Here is a 17,712-nt window from a genome sequence, read left to right as displayed (position 1 = left end):
GCCTTGTTTTCCCTAAATCTTGCTGGCTAGACAAGGAAAAAACTAAGTTGTGCTTTAGCAACAATGAGTTGGAACATTCCTTATCCAAACCTCAGGTTAAGTATGTAAAGTTCACGTGGACTGAGTTTGCAAATCTATTCGAAATAGCGCTTAATAAGGCGCTATTTTTGTCTGTATACGGAAGTAAGATGAGTAAACGTGCACTGGTTTTTCCGCCCAATTTTAAGTTGGTTTTGTACGCGATGGCGGTGATGTGTCTCGTACAGGTGTTAGGTGGTATTTTTGGCTTACCCGTCTACCGTTTTGGGATTGTACCGCATAATGTACATCATTTGAGTGGTGTGTTAACCGCGCCTTTTATACATGGTAGCTGGGGACATTTGCTGAGTAATTTGCTCGGCTTAAGTATTAGTGGCTATTTGGCAGCCCGATTACCGAGGTTTAAGCGAGCAACTTTTTTTATTGTGGTTGCTACAGGACTGTTGGTGTGGCTGTTTTCTGGACATGCAAACCACATTGGTGCATCAGGCATTGTAATGGGTTACTTTGGCTTACTGCTGGGTGCTGCGCTATTCAATCGCGATGTGCTTGGCATTGTTAGTTTTGTAGCTCTGCTAGTTTTGACTTACTATGCCAATATTAGCTTTTTAGCGACATTATTTGATTTTTCGGCGCAAACGAGTAGTTCAAGCCATATTTTTGGGTTTTTAAGCGGATTATGCGGGGCATACTTAACCAAGCAAAAGCGTATTGCTCGGCGTTAAAGCAGCACAACCTACCAGTAACGGCAGGTTATGCTTTGGGATTTAAGTTATTACCAAATACGCACGCGCTCTTCAGGTGCTAGGTAAAGTTTGTCACCCGGTTTTACGTCAAACGCTTTGTACCATGCATCATGGTTGCGAGGCGCAAGCGCTCTAAATTGCCCCGGTGCATGTGTACCTGCGCGTAGCTGGTTTAGCATGCTTTGCTCAGTACGCTTTTCTTTCCACACTTGTGCCCAAGCAAGGAAGAAACGTTGGTCGCCAGTCAAGCCATCAATCACCGGTGCTTCTTTGCCGTTTAGGCTCAGTTTATATGCATGGTAAGCCATCGCAAGGCCGCCTACGTCACCGATGTTTTCGCCAAGGCTGTTGCGACCGTTTACGAAGTTACCCTCGATAGGCTCATATTTGTTGTATTGTGCCGCGAGCTTGTCTGCCTTTTCTTCGAAAGCAGCGCGGTCGGCATCGGTCCACCAATTACGTTGAATCCCGTTGGCATCTGATTTAGAGCCTTGGTCGTCAAAGCCGTGGCCCATTTCGTGGCCTATCACTGCGCCAATACCGCCGTAGTTTACTGCAGGATCTGCATTAGGGTCGAAGAATGGCGGTTGTAAAATTGCCGCAGGGAAAACGATTTCATTAAACGAGCTGTTGTAATAGGCGTTTACGCGTTGCGGTGTCATACCCCAGCGGTTACGGTCGGTTTTTTCAAGCTCTTTGGCGATGCTGTCGTTGCGGAAAAACTCACGTAGATTTTTCACATTCGTCATTAAGTTATCGCGGGTTAAGGTTAACCCATCAAATGATTGCCATTTATCAGGGTAGCCAATCTTAGGCGTAAATGCGGCAAGTTTTGCCTGAGCATTTACTTTCGTTTCTTCACCCATCCAGTCTAAGCTTTCAATCCTTTCACCAAGCGCGGTGCGTAGGTTTTCAACCAATTCTGACATTTGTTTTTTAGAAGACTCAGGGAAATAACGGGCAACGTAAACTTTACCAATTGCAAATCCAAGCGAAGTAGTGCCAGACATTTCGCTGATTGCACGTTTCCAACGAGCACGAGGCTCTTGCTGACCACTTAAATGTTTGCCATAAAATTCAAAGTTAGTATTGAAGATATCTTCAGACAACAGCGACGCATTGCCGCTAATTGCGTGATAAGTTAAGTAGTCTTTCCAAACGGCCAAGTCTTCAGAGTTGATAAGCGCAATCATCGCTTTGATCGGCTCTGGCTGAGACATATTTAGCTGAGGCACTTTATAGCCCGTTTCAGCAAAATATAAATCCCAATTAAAGCCTGGGTACTGTGTTGCTAGCTCGTCACGTTTGACTTGATTTAATGTCAGGTCGCGATTTCTGCGCTTTTCACGTGGCCAGTGGCCTTCAGCAATTTTAGTTTCAAGTGCAAGAATGGCTTCTGCGCGCTCAGTCGGCTTGTCTTTACCCGCAAATTTAAGCATATCTGCAATATGTGCAACGTATGCTTCGCGAGTTTTAGCAAAACGCTCAGCTTGTTCTAAATAGTAAGAGCGATCTGGTAGTCCAAGTCCACCAGCACCCATCGACATTTCGTATTTATTTGGGTCTAGGCGGTTAAACCACATCCCGCCGCCGATCGGCGCATTGACGCCAGTTAACCAAGATTGTCCAAACGCTTTGGTGAGGCCGTCAGTGTTGTTAATGGCGTCAATGTCAGCAAGTAGTGGTTGAATAGGTTTAATGCCAAGCTTATTTAGGGTTTCAACATCCATATAAGCATTGTAAAAATCGGCAATTAGCTGCTCTTCGGCGTTTAGGTTTTCACCGTTAGCTATCTCTTCGATAATGGTTTTTACTTGTTCTTCACTGCGTTCAGCAAGTGCTGAGAATGCACCAAAACGCGTTTTGTCTGCTGGCATTTCGTAGTTTTTGTACCAAGTGCCGCTGGCATACATAAAGAAATCATCGCCAGGTTTTACACTTTCATCGCGTGCACTGAGGTCAACACCAAAACTACCAAGTTCTGCCTTACCTGTAGTTACTACCGCATTTTCTGCTTGTTTGGTTTCACTTGTTGTGACTTGCGGCTCAGAGCAAGCCGTCAGCATGATAGCTGTAAGTGCACTCGCTATTATCGTTTTTTTCATTATGTAGTCTCTATCTAGTTCGAGAAGTGGGCCCGACAGTTGCGTTATTGTACTTACTATCGGGAATGGAGCCATTGTCGAGCGAATACGCTCTTGCTGCAAGCATTTGAGTCGAATTGTTGGGAAATTCGCGATGAATGCATTTTTAAACTGAGAAATGAGTCGAAGGGTATTGAAATAGGATCAAGCTTTAAATCAACAACAATATCCCTTATCATTTCGGCATTGTTATCAGTGTTTTTTCACTGCATGGACCACAAGAAACGAATTTATGCAATTATCACCAAGTTTAACGGCGCTTATTGAAGCGCTGCGTTGTTTACCTGGCATTGGACCTAAGTCCGCGCAGCGTATAGCCTTTCATTTATTAGAGCGAGACAGAGAGGGCGGCAGTCAACTAGGGCACAGCCTAACGCATTCAATGCAAGCCATTGGTCATTGTTCAAGCTGCCGAACATTTAGTGAGGTTGAAGTGTGTGATATTTGCCAAAGTATCAAGCGCCAAGACACAGGGCTGCTTTGTGTGGTTGAATCACCAACGGATGTATTGGCGATAGAGCAAACGGGCCAATTTAATGGCTTGTATTTTGTGCTGATGGGGCATTTATCGCCTCTGGATGGAATTGGCCCTAATGAAATCGGCCTTGATGTTCTTGAGCGCAAGCTAAGTGCTGGCAATATTAACGAAGTTATCTTAGCGACAAACCCAACGGTAGAAGGCGAGGCAACGGCACACTATATTTCTGAGTTATGTCATAAATATCAAGTTGAAGCGTCTCGCATCGCTCACGGTATGCCTGTTGGCGGTGAGCTTGATCTGGTAGACGGTATGACGTTGATGCATGCGTTTAGTGGGCGCAAGAAGCTTTAATCTCACTTTTACTGATGAAAGCCCTGTTTTATTGAGCAATTTATCCAAAAAACAGGGCGATTTGTTAAAAATTTTGTTCAGTCTCTTGAAAGTTTTTTCTCCTCCCCCATATACCTAGCATATTGATAAAGAACACTGCATTAATTGCTTATATTGGAGAGAACAATGTCCGCAGCTCAAAAAGAAACATTAGGCTTTCAAACAGAAGTCAAACAATTATTAAACCTAATGATCCACTCTTTGTACTCAAATAAAGAGATCTTTTTACGCGAATTAGTATCTAACGCTTCAGACGCGGCTGACAAACTACGTTATTTAGCTTTGCAAAATGGTGACCTTTACGAAGGTGACGCAGAGCTACGTGTCCGCTTAAGCGTAAACAAAGATGCAAAAACCATCACCATTTCTGACAATGGTATTGGTATGACGCGTGACGAAGTGATCAGCTCATTAGGTACCATCGCAAAATCTGGTACAGCTGATTTCTTTAAAAACCTAACCGGTGACCAAGCGAAAGATTCACAGCTGATTGGTCAGTTCGGTGTTGGTTTCTATTCCGCATTCATTGTTGCTGATAAAGTAACTGTTCGTACGCGTAAAGCGGGTGAGTCAGGAGCGGTTGAATGGGAATCGCAAGGTGAAGGCGACTTCACGATTGCTGAAATCGAAAAAGCAGAGCGTGGTACAGAGATCACACTGCATCTTCGTGAAGAAGAAAGTGAGTTCCTTGAAACTTATCGCCTTCGCGGTATTGTGACTAAATACTCAGATCACATTTCAATTCCTGTTGAACTTTATAAAGACCCAGTTCCTGAGTCTGAAGGCCCAGATGGCGAGAAAATTGAAGCGCAACCTGGCGAGTGGGAAGCGATCAACAGAGCAACAGCTCTTTGGACTCGCGATAAATCAGAGATCAGCGACGAAGAATATAAAGAGTTTTATAAGCATGTCGGTCATGATTGGGAAGAGCCGCTCACTTGGGCACACAATAAAGTAGAGGGTAAAACTGAATACACCAGCCTACTTTATATCCCTAAAAAGGCACCTTTCGATTTATACAATCGTGAGCGTCAAGCTGGCCTTAAGCTTTATGTACAACGCGTGTTCATCATGGATGACGCCGAGCAGTTTATGCCAAGCTACCTGCGCTTTGTTAAAGGCTTACTAGATTCTAACGATTTACCGCTTAACGTATCTCGTGAGATCCTACAAGACAACAAGATCACTCAAGCTATTCGTAAAGGCTGTACATCTCGTGTACTTAAAATGCTTGAGCGCATGGGCAAAAACAAACCAGAAGATTATCAGGCATTCTGGAATGAGTTTGGTAATGTGATCAAAGAAGGTCCAGCTGAAGATTTCGCAAACAAAGATGCTATTGCAAAACTATTGCGCTTTAGCTCTACGCATACTGATGAGAAAACGCAAAACGTATCGCTTGAGCAGTACATTGAGCGCATGAAAGAAGGCCAAGATAAGATTTACTATGTCGTGGCTGATAGCTTTGAAGCAGCAAAGAGCTCACCGCATCTTGAAATCTTCCGTAAGAAAGGTATTGAAGTTTTACTATTGTCAGATCGCGTTGACGAGTGGATGATGAGTCATCTCACTGAATTCAACGAGAAGCCACTTCAGTCAATCACGCGTGGTGATCTTGACTTGGGTGATATGGATGACGAAGAAACGAAGAAAGCACACGAAGAAAGTGAGAAGGAAGTTGAAGGCCTAGTTGAGCGAGTGAAAACAGCACTTGGCGATAAAGTGAAAGAAGTACGCTTTACGCACCGCTTAACAGATTCTCCAGCGTGTGTGGTTGCAGATGATCATGATATGAGCTCACAAATGCAAAAGCTAATGGAGCAGGTGGGTCAAGCCGTGCCTGAGTCTAAGCCGGTATTTGAACTTAACCCAGAGCACCAATTGGTTAAGCATTTGAATAACGAACAAGACGAAGACAAGTTTGGACAATGGGCAGAAGTACTACTAGACCAAGCAATGCTTGCAGAGCGTGGTAGCCTGAAAGATCCAGCGGGCTTTGTAAGCCGTCTTAACAAGCTAATGCTAGATCTACAAAAGTAAAATTAATTAAGTAATAAATTAGTATAACGAATTGAAAAAGCCGGTCATTGTTAAGTGACCGGCTTTTTTGTGTTTATTGATGAGAGGATATAGTGAGGCTATAGACTCTTCAGTGCGCCAACGACTTCTTCGTAGTTTGGCTCTTTTGCTAAATTTTCTACCAGCTGCTTGTAAACAATTTTGTGTTCCTTATCTAGCACAAAAATCGCGCGACTGAGCAGGCCCATATCTTTAATCAACAAACCATAGTTTTCACCAAAAGAATGCCATACGGCGTCTGATAATGTTTTAACCTTGTCGATATTTTCTGCTTTGCAAAAGCGCTTTTGCGCAAACGGCAAGTCCGCACTAATCGTCAACATGGCAACATCTGGAAATTGGCTTGCTACTTTCTCATTAAAATGTTTTGTTTGTAGGCTACAAGTACCAGTGTCTAGGCTCGGTACGACACTAATTAAAATTGCACGACTTTCAAAGTCTTTCAGGGTAACAGGGCTGAAGTCAGCATCGGCAACCTTAAAATCCGGTGCAGCCTGACCTTGCTTTACACCATTACCAAGCAATACCACCGCTTTACCTTGCGCTTTTACCTTGCCCATATCTACCGAGTTTTCAGGTAAATCATAAGCCAATGATATCGCACTAAACAGACCACTCGCTAAAACTAACGCTTTCAGCATAAAGTATTCCTTTTGAAGTTAACTTAATTGATTTGAGTGTATTATACTGACAGTAACTAACCAAGCTTAAGTGACATTTAGATTGTCAAGATGGCGTCATTTTATTAACATATGTCGCAATTTTAAGCTTTAATCTCATAATTATAACTAAAACTTCCCGACATCGTGCCGATACGCATGGGAAACAGAAAGAGAGCTTGTATGTCAACACTAGTCCTAATTTGTGACGATTCAAAACTTGCCCGTCGGCAGCTGGCGCGTTCATTGCCAGACGACTGGGACATTAAAGTAGAATTTGCAGAGAATGGACTCGACTGTATTAAACAAATCAAAGCACTCTCTCCAGAGATTCTATTCCTTGATCTAAATATGCCGCAGATGGATGGCTACGAAGTACTGCAAGCCATCAGCGAGCAAGATTTATCCGTGCTTACTGTCGTTGTTTCTGGCGACATTCAACCTAATGCGCACCAACGAGTGATAGAACTCGGCGCTATTGATTTTATCCGTAAGCCCTGCGATGCAGCTAAACTTGCTGAAATTATTGAGCATCATGGAATAAAAGACAAAGCAATCAGAGAAAGCTTGGTTCATAAACTTGGTGAGCAGCTAGACCCTGAGATCCGCGATATCTATCAAGAGCTTACCAACGTTGCTATGGGGCAAGCTGGGGATTTGTTGGCGCGATTGCTAAACGTATTCGTCGAATTACCTATTCCAAACGTTAATGTACTCGAAGTTAATGAGCTGCACATGGCACTGCAAGCCATTGATGCTAGCGCAACTACGTCGGGCGTTTGCCAAGGCTTTATTGGTGGTGGTGTTTCCGGTGAAGCGCTGCTACTGCTTAATGATTCCAGTTTCAAAGAGATAGCGTCATTGATGAATTATCATGGCGATCTTAATACCAAAGTTGAGCTTGAACTGTTAATGGATATTAGCAATATCTTGATTGGTGCAATTTTAACTGGGCTATCTAAGCAACTCGATATGTCGTTTAGCCAAGGTCATCCAGTGGTGCTTGGTCAACATTGTGATGTGGCTGAACTTGTGAAAGCCAACAAGGCGAGATGGCAACGAACGCTCGCCATTGAGATTAGCTATGGCATAGAGCACCACAACATCAACTGTGATCTTATGCTGTTATTCACAGAAGACTCACTTAAAACATTAAAATACAAAGTAGCCTACTTATTGGATGATTAACTATGCCTGCAGCCGATTTTGATATGAATGAAATCCATTGGTTAATGGATATGTTTAACACCGTAGATGTTGGCTTGGTGGTGCTCGATCGCGACTACAAGGTGTGTATATGGAATGGTTTTATGGAAAATCATTCAGGCTTATTACCCAGTGCAGTCAAAGATAAAGACATTTTTGATTTGTTCCCAAGTATTGATGAGCAATGGTTTAGATCAAAAGCTGAACCGGTGTTCGTGCTAAAAAATCGGTCGTTTACCATTTGGGAGCAGCAAGCGTATATTTTCCGATTCAAAAACTATCGGCCTATTACAGGCAAGGCTGATTATATGTATCAGAATGCGACCTTTATTCCGTTGACCACGGTGACGGGAGATGTAGGGCATATTTGTGTGATCATATATGATGTTACCGATGAAGCAATCAATAAGTTAGAGCTTGAGTCGTTGAATAAACAATTAGAAAAAATCAGCCGTACAGACAGTTTAACCCAGTTGCATAATCGCGGTTTTTGGGAAGAGAGCCTAAAGCAAGAGTTTAAGCGCTTGAAACGTAATCAGGGCCAAAGTGCACTTCTTATGTTTGATATTGACCACTTTAAGCGAATTAATGATGAATACGGTCATAGTGGTGGAGATGAGGCTATACGCCATATCTCAGACTTACTACGCAAAACACTGCGAGAAACTGATACTGCAGGCCGCTACGGCGGTGAAGAGTTTGCGGTGACTTTGCTCGACACAGACGTAAAAGGTGCAATTACTTTCGCCGAAAGACTGCGCTCGTTAATAGAAAACTCATCGATTTACTACGATGAGCAACAAATCAAGATTACGGTTAGTCTTGGTGTTGCCGTGTACGAAGAGTCTTTTGAAAAACATGAGCAATGGATTGAAGCGGCAGACAGCGCTTTGTATGTTTCTAAAGAGGGCGGAAGAAATCGGGTAACTGTATACTCTGAAGACATGGCCAGCGAGTAAATTTATCTTTATATAGTGGCTTTAGTGCGGCGCGGTTCTATTCATATTGCCACTTTATAATTTTTACCCCACTAACTTTTTAGTATCAGTGTGGAATGAACCGCGGTCTGTTAGACAAATCAGCCGTATTGTTCGGTTATTTCTGCGAATTAAAGTGATGAAAGTGGCGTCTTACTTACCGCTAAATACATCACAATAACAACTGAAACCGGTATGGTTAAGAGTGCAAGTTTAGTAAAAGGGCCGTGATAGAGCGCTAACCAACGCCGTTGCTGAGCGCTTGCAATGCCCAAGTGGACACTTTTAGATGCCTTTGCTGCTAACCAGTTTCCCAAGAAAATATCGACAACTTCTAATGGGATAATCACGAGACCGACCACCAGTAGCTTTTGCTGGAGCCATGGAGATGTAAACCATCCAGCTAAAAAAGCCATAGAAAAGCCTGTTAATAAGAGAACTATAAATGCCACATGTTCCAGTGTGACCATGAGAAAGAATACATGACCCACCTTCGCGGTCACCGGTCCTATATTTTCATTTTCTATTGCTTTTAACACAAACCAAGCACCAAGAGCTGGGCCGAGCCAAAAAATCAAGGCGCCTATGTGCACTAATTTTAAGATTGCGTATTCCATCTAGGCCTCAAAACTTGATGTGCAAAGATAATCATCCAAAGTGTACTAAGAGTCATGCTTGATGCAGTAAATATCTCAGCAGCTTTAAGTTGACCAGCAGCGATAGATACAGACAGCAATAAACCTAAAATCCAAGCGGTGATCCCCCACACTGACACCCATGTTTTAAATATACCTTGCTTAATGGCTAGACAGGTTAACGTAAGCCCTCCTAAATTATAAAGGCCATTACCTAAGTAACCGGTTAGATGGGTTGCAATATGCTCAAACAGTAAAAATACAGATTCTCCCATGGCTAAATGAACTACTTTTGGTAAAACAAAGGCATAAATCACTTCAGCAATTAGATCTGGGGCCACACCCAATGCGACTAATAGCAGGCCAACATGCTTTCTAAAGTCTGCTTTGAGCTCATCTGCTAAAATAACACTAAATACTAACAGACCTAGTGCAGAGAACATCCAAGCTATCCAAGACCACTGCCACAATACTAAGTTTTCGGCAATAAACTCCATACGCATTATTACCGTGTTATCAAGAGGCAAGCCTGGACGCATCGGTCCATTCATTAAAAGACATGCAGCAGTAATTATTGCGGCAATCAGATAAACAACAACAAATTTGGTTTTGTATTGATCCATTGGTTTTACGTCTGGATTGGAGTCTCATGGTTCATCTTAAATCTATACCCAAAATTGGTAAAGCCTTAGTCTGAATAGACATTATTTACTTGGTGAAAATTGAATAACCCTTGTCTTTAAACTACAGCGGTTAACCAGAATTGTTATGTCTACGCTCATGCTCTCGATATCAAAAGACTTGTAAATCATGGCTTATCTAGCTTTAATGGAGGAGTGGGGAGTTGAGTTCTCAATTAGAGGTCTTTAGCCATTTATTTTAAGATGAGGCAGGTGAATAGTAGTTCCTTAAATGATTTTAAGTCATTAGGAAGAATTCCATAGACTTCAGTCAATATGAAACACTTGCTTGAAATGCGTAATCACTTACAACAATAAAAGGGAATGAAAAATGAACGATAATGATGAATACTGGGGGATGCCGCTAAATACATACTGTATGTTATTACATTTGAGTCAACTGGCGAGCTTTGTTGCTCCGGGACTAGGGCTTGTATTACCGGTGGTTATGTGGGCAACCAATAAGGATAAAAGCGAAACAATCGACCAACACGGAAAAGCCACTATTAACTGGTTAATTAGCTTAATCATCTATTCCATAATTTGCGGTATTTTAGTTTTTGTTGCAGTTGGTATTTTAGGGTTTGTTGTGTTAGCTATTCTTAATATTATATTTGCCATCATTGCCGCGATGAAAGCCAATAATGGGGAAGTATGGATTTATCCACTTAGCTTCAATTTTTTTAAGTAACCGACACTTTTAATAGCGAAGCTCTGCAGTTGGAAGTGTTTACGTGCAGTCTAGAATTTAATAGCACACCTCACTGTAGAGTAGTTGAAGCTAAAGAGTCTAAGCATTAGCAAGGAGTCACGGCAAATACAACCTGTTTGCCGGCTCCTAAGTCAAACTAATAGAGTTACGATTCACTTTCCTCTTCAGGGCATTGAGCTATCTGCTCAATATTGCCATTTTCATCTACTTGTTCAAGTTTCACTTTAAATCCCCATAAGCGGTAGAGGTGCTTTATCACTTCTTGCTTTGAAGCGGCAAGTGGGATCCCGCCTTGCGGTACATACCTTAGCGTAAGTGAACGATCTCCCCGCACATCGACGTCATAGACTTGAATATTAGGCTCATGGTTACTCAAGTTGTACTGCGCTGAAAGGGCACTGCGGAGTTGTTGATAACCCATTTCGTCGTGAATAGGGCCAACTTCTAAGTGCGGAGATTTTTGTTTGTCGACAATCGTAAAAAGCTTAAAGTCGCGCATGAGTTTTGGAGATAAAAATTGGCTGATAAAGCTCTCGTCTTTAAAATTTTGCATCGCAAAATGCAGTGTATCTAGCCAGTTGCTCCCCGCAAATTCCGGGAACCACTGTTTGTCTTCTTCCGTTGGGTTTTCGCATATACGGCGAATATCGACCATCATATTAAAGCCGAGCGCATAGGGGTTTATCCCTGAATAAAATTTACTATTGTATGGCGGTTGATACACAACATTGGTATGACTTTGTAAAAACTCCAACATAAAGGAATCACTTAGTTTTCCCTCGTCATATAAGTGGTTCAAAATAGTGTAATGCCAAAATGTAGCCCAGCCTTCATTCATGACTTGAGTTTGTCTTTGCGGGTAGAAGTACTGTGACACTTTACGCACAATACGAATAATCTCGCGTTGCCAAGACTCCAACAATGGGGCATTTTTCTCGATGAAATACAGTATATTTTCCTGGGGTTCCGATGGAAAACGGGCACGGTTGTCGGTTTCTTCATCTTCACCTTTTGGAATGGTTCGCCATAATTCATTAACTTGGGACTGCAAATAATCTTCCCGTTCTTTTTGCCGCTTTTGCTCTTCAAACATAGAGATCCGTTGCGGCCTTTTATATCGATCAACCCCGTAATTCATTAACGCATGACAAGAGTCAATCAGGTTTTCTACCTCATCAATACCGTACTTTTCTTCACATTTGGCGACATAATTTTTAGCGAATACCAAGTAATCAATGATGGATGATGCATCCGTCCAGGTTTTAAATAGATAGTTACCCTTGAAGAAAGAATTATGACCATAGCACGCATGCGCCATCACCAGTGCCTGCATAGGCATGGTATTTTCTTCCATTAAGTACGCAATACAAGGATTAGAGTTAATCACAATCTCGTAGGCAAGACCCATTTGACCTCGTTTGTAGGTTTGCTCTGTCTGGATAAATTTTTTACCGTACGACCAATGTGCATAACCAATTGGCATACCCACACTTGAGTAGGCATCCATCATCTGCTCAGCTGTGATCACCTCAATTTGATTTGGGTAAGTGTCAAGTCTGTAATGCTCGGCTACACGAGCAATTTCCTGATGATAAGTATCAAGTAAATCAAAGGTCCAATCTGGACCATCGTCAATTGGCTGATATGTCATCGCGCAACCTCCCAAAAATTATGCCGCACTTTGCTTATTTTTGTTCTTCTTGAACAATTCTCTAAAGATAGGATAAATATCTTCTACACCTCGAATGTGCTGCATAGCAAAGTTGTCAAATGAGTTGGCTACTCCTTGATACTCCCGCCACAGACTTTGGTGTGCACGGGTCGTTATCTCTATATACGCATAGTAGCGGACAATTTTAAGTAGTTTGTTAGAGAGTATCTGGGTGCATTGTGGAGAATCATCTGCCCAGTTATCACCGTCAGAGGCTTGTGCGGCGTAAATATTCCAATCGCCTTGGGCATAACGCTCTTGAATGATTTCATCCATTAATTTCAGCGCACTTGAGACAATTGTGCCACCAGTCTCTTGCGAGTAGAAAAACTCTTGCTCGTCTACTTCTTTTGCTTGGGTATGGTGGCGGATATAGACTACCTCAATATCTTTATAAGTGCGGGTTAAGAACTGATAGAGCAAAATATAAAAACGTTTTGCCATGTCTTTTGTAGCTTGATCCATTGAGCCAGACACATCCATCAAGCAAAACATAACCGCTTTGCTGGTGGGGTGTGGACGCCTTTCGTAATTACGAAAGCGTAAATCGTAATTGTCGATGAAAGGCACCGCAGCGATTTGCTCTTTTAGCACTTGGATCCGCAGTTCTATATCATTGATTTTCTGTTGAGGAGGAACAGGTTCAGCAAGCATATTCGCTAGTTCTTCTTCCAACTCTCTTAACTCTCTGCGTTTACTCGAGGTCATCGCAATACGGCGTGCCATTGAGCCTTTTAAACTGCGTACAATATCTAAGTTGCTGGGCATACCATCATTACAAAAGCCAGCTCGATGCGTTTTCATTTGCATTAATTTATCTAACTGGCTTTGCTGTAAGTTGGGTAACTCCAAGTCTTCAAACAATAGGTCTAAGTATTCGTCTTTTGAAATAGAGAATACAAAGTCGTCTTGTCCTTCACCTTGGTTACTTGCCTCGCCATCACCTGACCCACCACCTTGCCCTGAAGGAGGGCGCTGGATCCGATCGCCCGTTGAAAATTGATCGTTACCTGGGTGAATGAGCTCTCTGTCCCCCCCTTTTCCCTGATGGAAAGTGGGCTCGCTGATATCTCGTTGTGGGATAGAAATACTTTCGCCACTGGAGATATCAGTCACACTACGTTTGTTGATGGCCTCTGAAACCGCTTTTTTTATCTGCTTTTTGTAGCGGCGGATAAAACGTTGGCGGTTCAGAGTGCTCTTATTTTTGCCGTTAAGACGGCGGTCAATAAAATGCGCCATATAACACCCTCTTCATACTAACAAGTTACTGTGACTTTCTAACTCTTAAATACCATTCCGAAAGTAGGCGAACTTGTTTTTGGGTATAGCCTTTATCAACCATACGATTGACAAAGTCCTCGTGCTTCTTCTGATCTTCGGCAGAGGTTTTTGCATTAAATGAAATTACAGGGAGTAAGTCTTCGGTATTAGAGAACATTTTTTTCTCGATAACCGTTCTTAGTTTTTCATAGCTGGTCCATACTGGATTGTCACCATTGTGATGGGCTCTTGCTCTTAAAACAAAGTTGACTATCTCGTTACGGAAATCTTTTGGATTGGAAATACCTGCTGGCTTTTCAATCTTTTCCAGCTCGCCGTTAAGCGCGGCTCTATCAAACAGTTGACCAGTATCCGGGTCACGATATTCCTGATCTTGGATCCAAAAGTCTGCATAGGTAACATAGCGGTCGAAAATATTTTGGCCGTACTCAGAGTAAGACTCAAGGTAAGCTGTTTGTAGTTCTTTACCGATAAATTCGACATATTGTGGGATTAGATACCCTTTTAGATGGCTTAGGTAGCGCTCTTGTACTTCAGCGTTAAATTGTTCGCGCTCAATTTGCTGCTCAAGTACATAGAACAAATGAACAGGGTTTGCTGCGACTTCACTATGGTCAAAGTTAAACACACGAGAGAGGATCTTAAAGGCAAAGCGAGTTGAAAGGCCGTTCATGCCTTCGTCAACGCCTGCATAATCTCTGTATTCTTGATAGGATTTAGCTTTTGGATCTGTGTCTTTTAAGCTTTCACCATCGTAAACTCGCATTTTTGAATAGATACTGGAGTTCTCTGGCTCTTTAATTCGAGACAGTGCTGAAAACTTCGCTAAAGTTTCTAAAGTGCCAGGCGCACAGGGAGCCTCTCTGAGCTCACTATTTTCAATAAGCTTCTCGTAAATTTTGACTTCTTCAGACACGCGCAAACAATAAGGCACTTTGACGATGTAAACACGGTCTAAAAATGCCTCGTTGTTCTTATTGTTCTTAAAAGTTTGCCATTCAGATTCGTTAGAGTGAGCGAGTATTAGGCCGCTAAATGGTAGGGCGGAAATACCCTCTGTACCATTGTAGTTGCCTTCTTGGGTTGCAGTTAGCAGCGGGTGTAGCACCTTAATGGGTGCTTTAAACATCTCGACAAATTCCATCAAACCTTGGTTCGCAAGGCATAGCGCGCCAGAATACGCATAAGCATCAGGGTCATTTTGAGCGAAATGCTCAAGTTTACGAATATCGACTTTGCCTACCAGCGCTGAGATATCTTGGTTGTTCTCATCCCCAGGCTCTGTTTTCGCGATAGCAATTTGATCAAGAATGGAAGGGTAGCGTTTTACGACCTTAAATTGTGTGATATCGCCATTGTACTCATGTAAGCGTTTGGTCGCCCATGGAGACATTATCGTTTTAATATAGCGCCCAGGAATGCCGTACTCTTTTTCAAGTAGGTCAGCATCTTCTTGAGGGCTAAACAAGCAAAGCGGGTGGTCATTAACGGGTGAGCCTTTTAAAGAATAAACTGGCACCTTTTGCATCAAATACTTGAGCTTTTCTGCGATAGAGGATTTACCACCACCAACCGGGCCGAGTAAATAGAGCACTTGTTTGCACTCTTCAAGCCCCTGTGCGGCATGTTTGAGATACGATACTATTTGTTCAATGGCATCCTCCATACCGTAAAACTCATTGAAGGCAGGGTATCGAGCTATTACTCTATTCGAAAACAGCCGACTAAGTCTGGCATCTTTCGACGTATCGATCATTTCTGGTTCGCCTATTGCCATCAGAAGTCGCTCAGGTGCGCTGGCATAGGCTGATTTGTCATTTTTACAAATTTCAAGAAATTCCGCGATGGTGTACTCTTCTTCTTGCGCGGCTTCATATCTGGCCTGATAATGTTCAAATATTGTCATAACGACCTCCAATAAGCTACTTGGTGTGGTTTGCGGATCACAGATTTGGAAAGGTTACTTAAAGCTTAGTCGTGATATGAAGAATACCCAAAAAAAACTAGATTTTTTATGTATTAATGTTGAGTTACAGGCATGAAAAAGGGCGCTTGTGCGCCCCATTGTTGCATCAATACTGATAGTTGATGTTAAGCTAGGTTGCTGTTAGCGAAATCCCAGTTAACAAGTGCCCAGAAACCTTTAAGGTAATCAGGACGAACATTGCGGTAATCAATGTAGTAAGCGTGTTCCCACAAATCAACTGTGATGATAGGGGTAACACCTTCTTCAGTCAGCGGAGTCGCTGCATTTGAAGTGTTAACGATATCTAGAGAGCCGTCAGCTAGTTGTACTAACCAAGTCCAGCTTGAACCAAAGTTGTTAACTGCTTTGTCGTTGAAAGCTTCTTGGAATGCTGAGAATGAGCCCCATTTTGCATTAATTAGTTCAGCAACTTTACCTGTTGGTTCGCCACCTGCATTTGGCGCAAGGCTGTGCCAGTAGAAAGTGTGGTTCCAGATTTGAGCAGCATTGTTGAAAACACCACCTTCAGAGCTACATACGATCTCTTCTAGTGATTTACCTTCAAAGTCAGTACCTTCGATAAGACCGTTAAGCTTTACAACGTATGTGTTGTGGTGCTTACCGTGGTGGAATTCTAGCGTCTCTTGAGAAACGTGCGGCTCAAGAGCATTTAGTGCATAAGGTAGTGACGGTAGTTCAAATGCCATATTAATCTCCATTTTTTGGTTGATTTGCCAATAACGCATACGAAAGGTAGCTAACATCAGCCCACTTTTCTATACCATTGGCCTATATAGTGATACTATAATTCCTGACTATTTTACTCAAGTTTTGGCAAACAGCAATGCGTGCCAGTGACTTAATGACTTATAATACACATTCTTTGTGAACATATGCCGAATAGCAGTCAAAGTGTAGAACATCATGACAGGCGGTCATGCTTATTTTAGCCATGTATCCCGAGATTCTATCGCTGCTTAAAGCTTGGCATTATGAATGCAACAGGTGTTGTTAAAGTGAGTAGCAAGCTAAAACGCCGATGCTAAACTAAATATTGATAAGCATTGGACGAAACGTCATTTTGAGGTAACTAATGGAAACTATTGACAAGATTAAACAGCAGATCGAAGAAAATCCAATCATCCTATATATGAAAGGGTCGCCAAAACTCCCTAACTGTGGTTTCTCTTCGCAGGCATCTCAGGCTTTGATGGCGTGTGGTGAGCAGTTTGCTTATGTTGACATTTTATTAAATCCAGACATTCGTGCTGAACTACCACATTATGCGAACTGGCCAACTTTCCCTCAGCTTTGGGTAGAAGGTGAGTTAATCGGTGGTTGTGACATTATCATTGAGATGTTCCAAAAAGGTGAGCTTCAACCTCTTATTGCTGAAACAGCAGCTAAATATAAGAAAGACGAAGCAGCAGCGGAATAAGCTAACCGCTTATGGCAGAGTCGATACTCTGCCATGCTTTATTTTTTAAAAAATCTTCTAATATCTTCCTACCTACTTTTCTTAGCAAGTCTTTTTGTCTGATGTTTGGTTGAAAACCAGCAAGTTCATTGAATTTAAGATATCTACACTTTCATTAACGCTATTCGCGTTTATCTAACTTAGAGCTACTCGCTTATTTTTATCAACTCAAGTTGACGTTAGCGTCAAGCTAAAAACGCTCTCTGTTTTGCATACCTATATAAACAGTGTAATCGAACGTGCTTCGATATTGAGTTCTATAAAATCCAAAAAGTGAATAATTATTCATTTTTACCTTGGTTTACGTTTACGTAAACGTTTGCTTTCGGTTGTGTCTCGTTGCATTTTTATTGGTGTGATACCGGTGTCATTTTACAAATTTATATTCACTATTTTCAAAGTGGCAAATTTATTACGATTTTGGCTAACTTGTCTTACCAATGAGAAATATTCAAGTTTATGAATATGTATTCATATTTGTGTTGACTCTACTTTCAATCAAGGCTAATTTTGAATATCTGCCAGC

At 42.1% G+C, this 17,712-nt stretch carries 15 protein-coding genes; 7 read left to right on the top strand and 8 right to left on the bottom strand.

Annotated elements, in window-relative coordinates:
* Positions 1-764, top strand: a 764-nt coding sequence (locus BB427_RS07180) for a rhomboid family intramembrane serine protease (RefSeq protein WP_254663596.1), incomplete at its 5' end; no start/stop codon positions are given.
* A 50-nt stretch (positions 765-814) separates the two neighbouring features.
* Here BB427_RS07180 and BB427_RS07175 read toward each other — a convergent pair.
* On the bottom strand, positions 815-2,890 hold the full coding sequence (locus tag BB427_RS07175; RefSeq protein WP_069019932.1) for a M13 family metallopeptidase: 2,076 nt from the start codon (positions 2,888-2,890) through the stop codon (positions 815-817).
* Positions 2,891-3,161: 271 nt separating this feature from the next.
* Here BB427_RS07175 and recR point away from each other — a divergent pair, with 271 nt between their 5' ends.
* Complete coding sequence (gene recR, locus BB427_RS07170; protein ID WP_069019930.1) at positions 3,162-3,761, top strand: recombination mediator RecR; 600 nt, start codon at positions 3,162-3,164, stop codon at positions 3,759-3,761.
* Positions 3,762-3,926: 165 nt separating this feature from the next.
* Entirely contained in the window at positions 3,927-5,840 is a 1,914-nt protein-coding gene (gene htpG / locus BB427_RS07165; protein WP_069019928.1) for a molecular chaperone HtpG, read from the top strand.
* A gap of 98 nt (positions 5,841-5,938) precedes the next feature.
* On the opposite strand, the gene tpx is transcribed toward htpG, so the two are convergent.
* Positions 5,939-6,520 carry a thiol peroxidase gene (gene tpx, locus BB427_RS07160; RefSeq protein WP_017217995.1) on the bottom strand — a complete coding sequence of 194 codons (582 nt, stop codon included), beginning with the start codon at positions 6,518-6,520 and terminating at the stop codon, positions 5,939-5,941.
* A gap of 201 nt (positions 6,521-6,721) precedes the next feature.
* On the opposite strand from tpx, the gene BB427_RS07155 reads away from it, so the two are divergent.
* Positions 6,722-7,726 carry a response regulator gene (locus tag BB427_RS07155; RefSeq protein ID WP_010375391.1) on the top strand — a complete coding sequence of 335 codons (1,005 nt, stop codon included), beginning with the start codon at positions 6,722-6,724 and terminating at the stop codon, positions 7,724-7,726.
* A 2-nt stretch (positions 7,727-7,728) separates the two neighbouring features.
* Positions 7,729-8,703: a sensor domain-containing diguanylate cyclase gene (locus tag BB427_RS07150; RefSeq protein ID WP_010606425.1), complete on the top strand. Its 975-nt coding sequence runs from the start codon at positions 7,729-7,731 to the stop codon at positions 8,701-8,703.
* 149 nt (positions 8,704-8,852) lie between these two features.
* On the opposite strand, the gene BB427_RS07145 is transcribed toward BB427_RS07150, so the two are convergent.
* Positions 8,853-9,338, bottom strand: coding sequence for a DUF2269 family protein (locus BB427_RS07145; protein ID WP_039492454.1), 486 nt, complete (start codon positions 9,336-9,338; stop codon positions 8,853-8,855).
* Positions 9,320-9,979: a hypothetical protein gene (locus BB427_RS07140; protein ID WP_069019926.1), complete on the bottom strand. Its 660-nt coding sequence runs from the start codon at positions 9,977-9,979 to the stop codon at positions 9,320-9,322. The genes BB427_RS07145 and BB427_RS07140 overlap by 19 nt, the downstream gene beginning before the upstream one ends.
* A gap of 388 nt (positions 9,980-10,367) precedes the next feature.
* Here BB427_RS07140 and BB427_RS07135 point away from each other — a divergent pair, with 388 nt between their 5' ends.
* Complete coding sequence (locus tag BB427_RS07135) at positions 10,368-10,727, top strand: DUF4870 domain-containing protein (RefSeq protein WP_039492452.1); 360 nt, start codon at positions 10,368-10,370, stop codon at positions 10,725-10,727.
* 166 nt (positions 10,728-10,893) lie between these two features.
* Here BB427_RS07135 and BB427_RS07130 read toward each other — a convergent pair whose 3' ends face one another.
* From BB427_RS07130 to BB427_RS07115, 4 genes are all read right to left on the bottom strand, one after another.
* The gene (locus BB427_RS07130; RefSeq protein WP_010606429.1) at positions 10,894-12,399 is read right to left on the bottom strand and encodes a SpoVR family protein; all 1,506 of its coding nucleotides are present in this window, start codon (positions 12,397-12,399) and stop codon (positions 10,894-10,896) included.
* A gap of 18 nt (positions 12,400-12,417) precedes the next feature.
* The gene (locus BB427_RS07125) at positions 12,418-13,701 is read right to left on the bottom strand and encodes a YeaH/YhbH family protein (RefSeq protein ID WP_010606430.1); all 1,284 of its coding nucleotides are present in this window, start codon (positions 13,699-13,701) and stop codon (positions 12,418-12,420) included.
* Positions 13,702-13,726: 25 nt separating this feature from the next.
* Entirely contained in the window at positions 13,727-15,649 is a 1,923-nt protein-coding gene (locus BB427_RS07120) for a PrkA family serine protein kinase (RefSeq protein ID WP_017217990.1), read from the bottom strand.
* A gap of 185 nt (positions 15,650-15,834) precedes the next feature.
* Entirely contained in the window at positions 15,835-16,416 is a 582-nt protein-coding gene (locus BB427_RS07115) for a Fe-Mn family superoxide dismutase (RefSeq protein ID WP_069019933.1), read from the bottom strand.
* A 386-nt stretch (positions 16,417-16,802) separates the two neighbouring features.
* Between BB427_RS07115 and BB427_RS07110 the strand changes: the two genes are divergently transcribed.
* Complete coding sequence (locus BB427_RS07110; RefSeq protein ID WP_010375406.1) at positions 16,803-17,147, top strand: Grx4 family monothiol glutaredoxin; 345 nt, start codon at positions 16,803-16,805, stop codon at positions 17,145-17,147.
* Positions 17,148-17,712 lie beyond the last annotated feature (565 nt).

Origin of the sequence: Pseudoalteromonas sp. BMB (genome assembly GCF_001709235.1) — a bacterium.
Classification (GTDB): Bacteria; Pseudomonadota; Gammaproteobacteria; order Enterobacterales; family Alteromonadaceae; genus Pseudoalteromonas; species Pseudoalteromonas maricaloris.
This window is presented reverse-complemented; position numbering and strand designations above follow the sequence as displayed.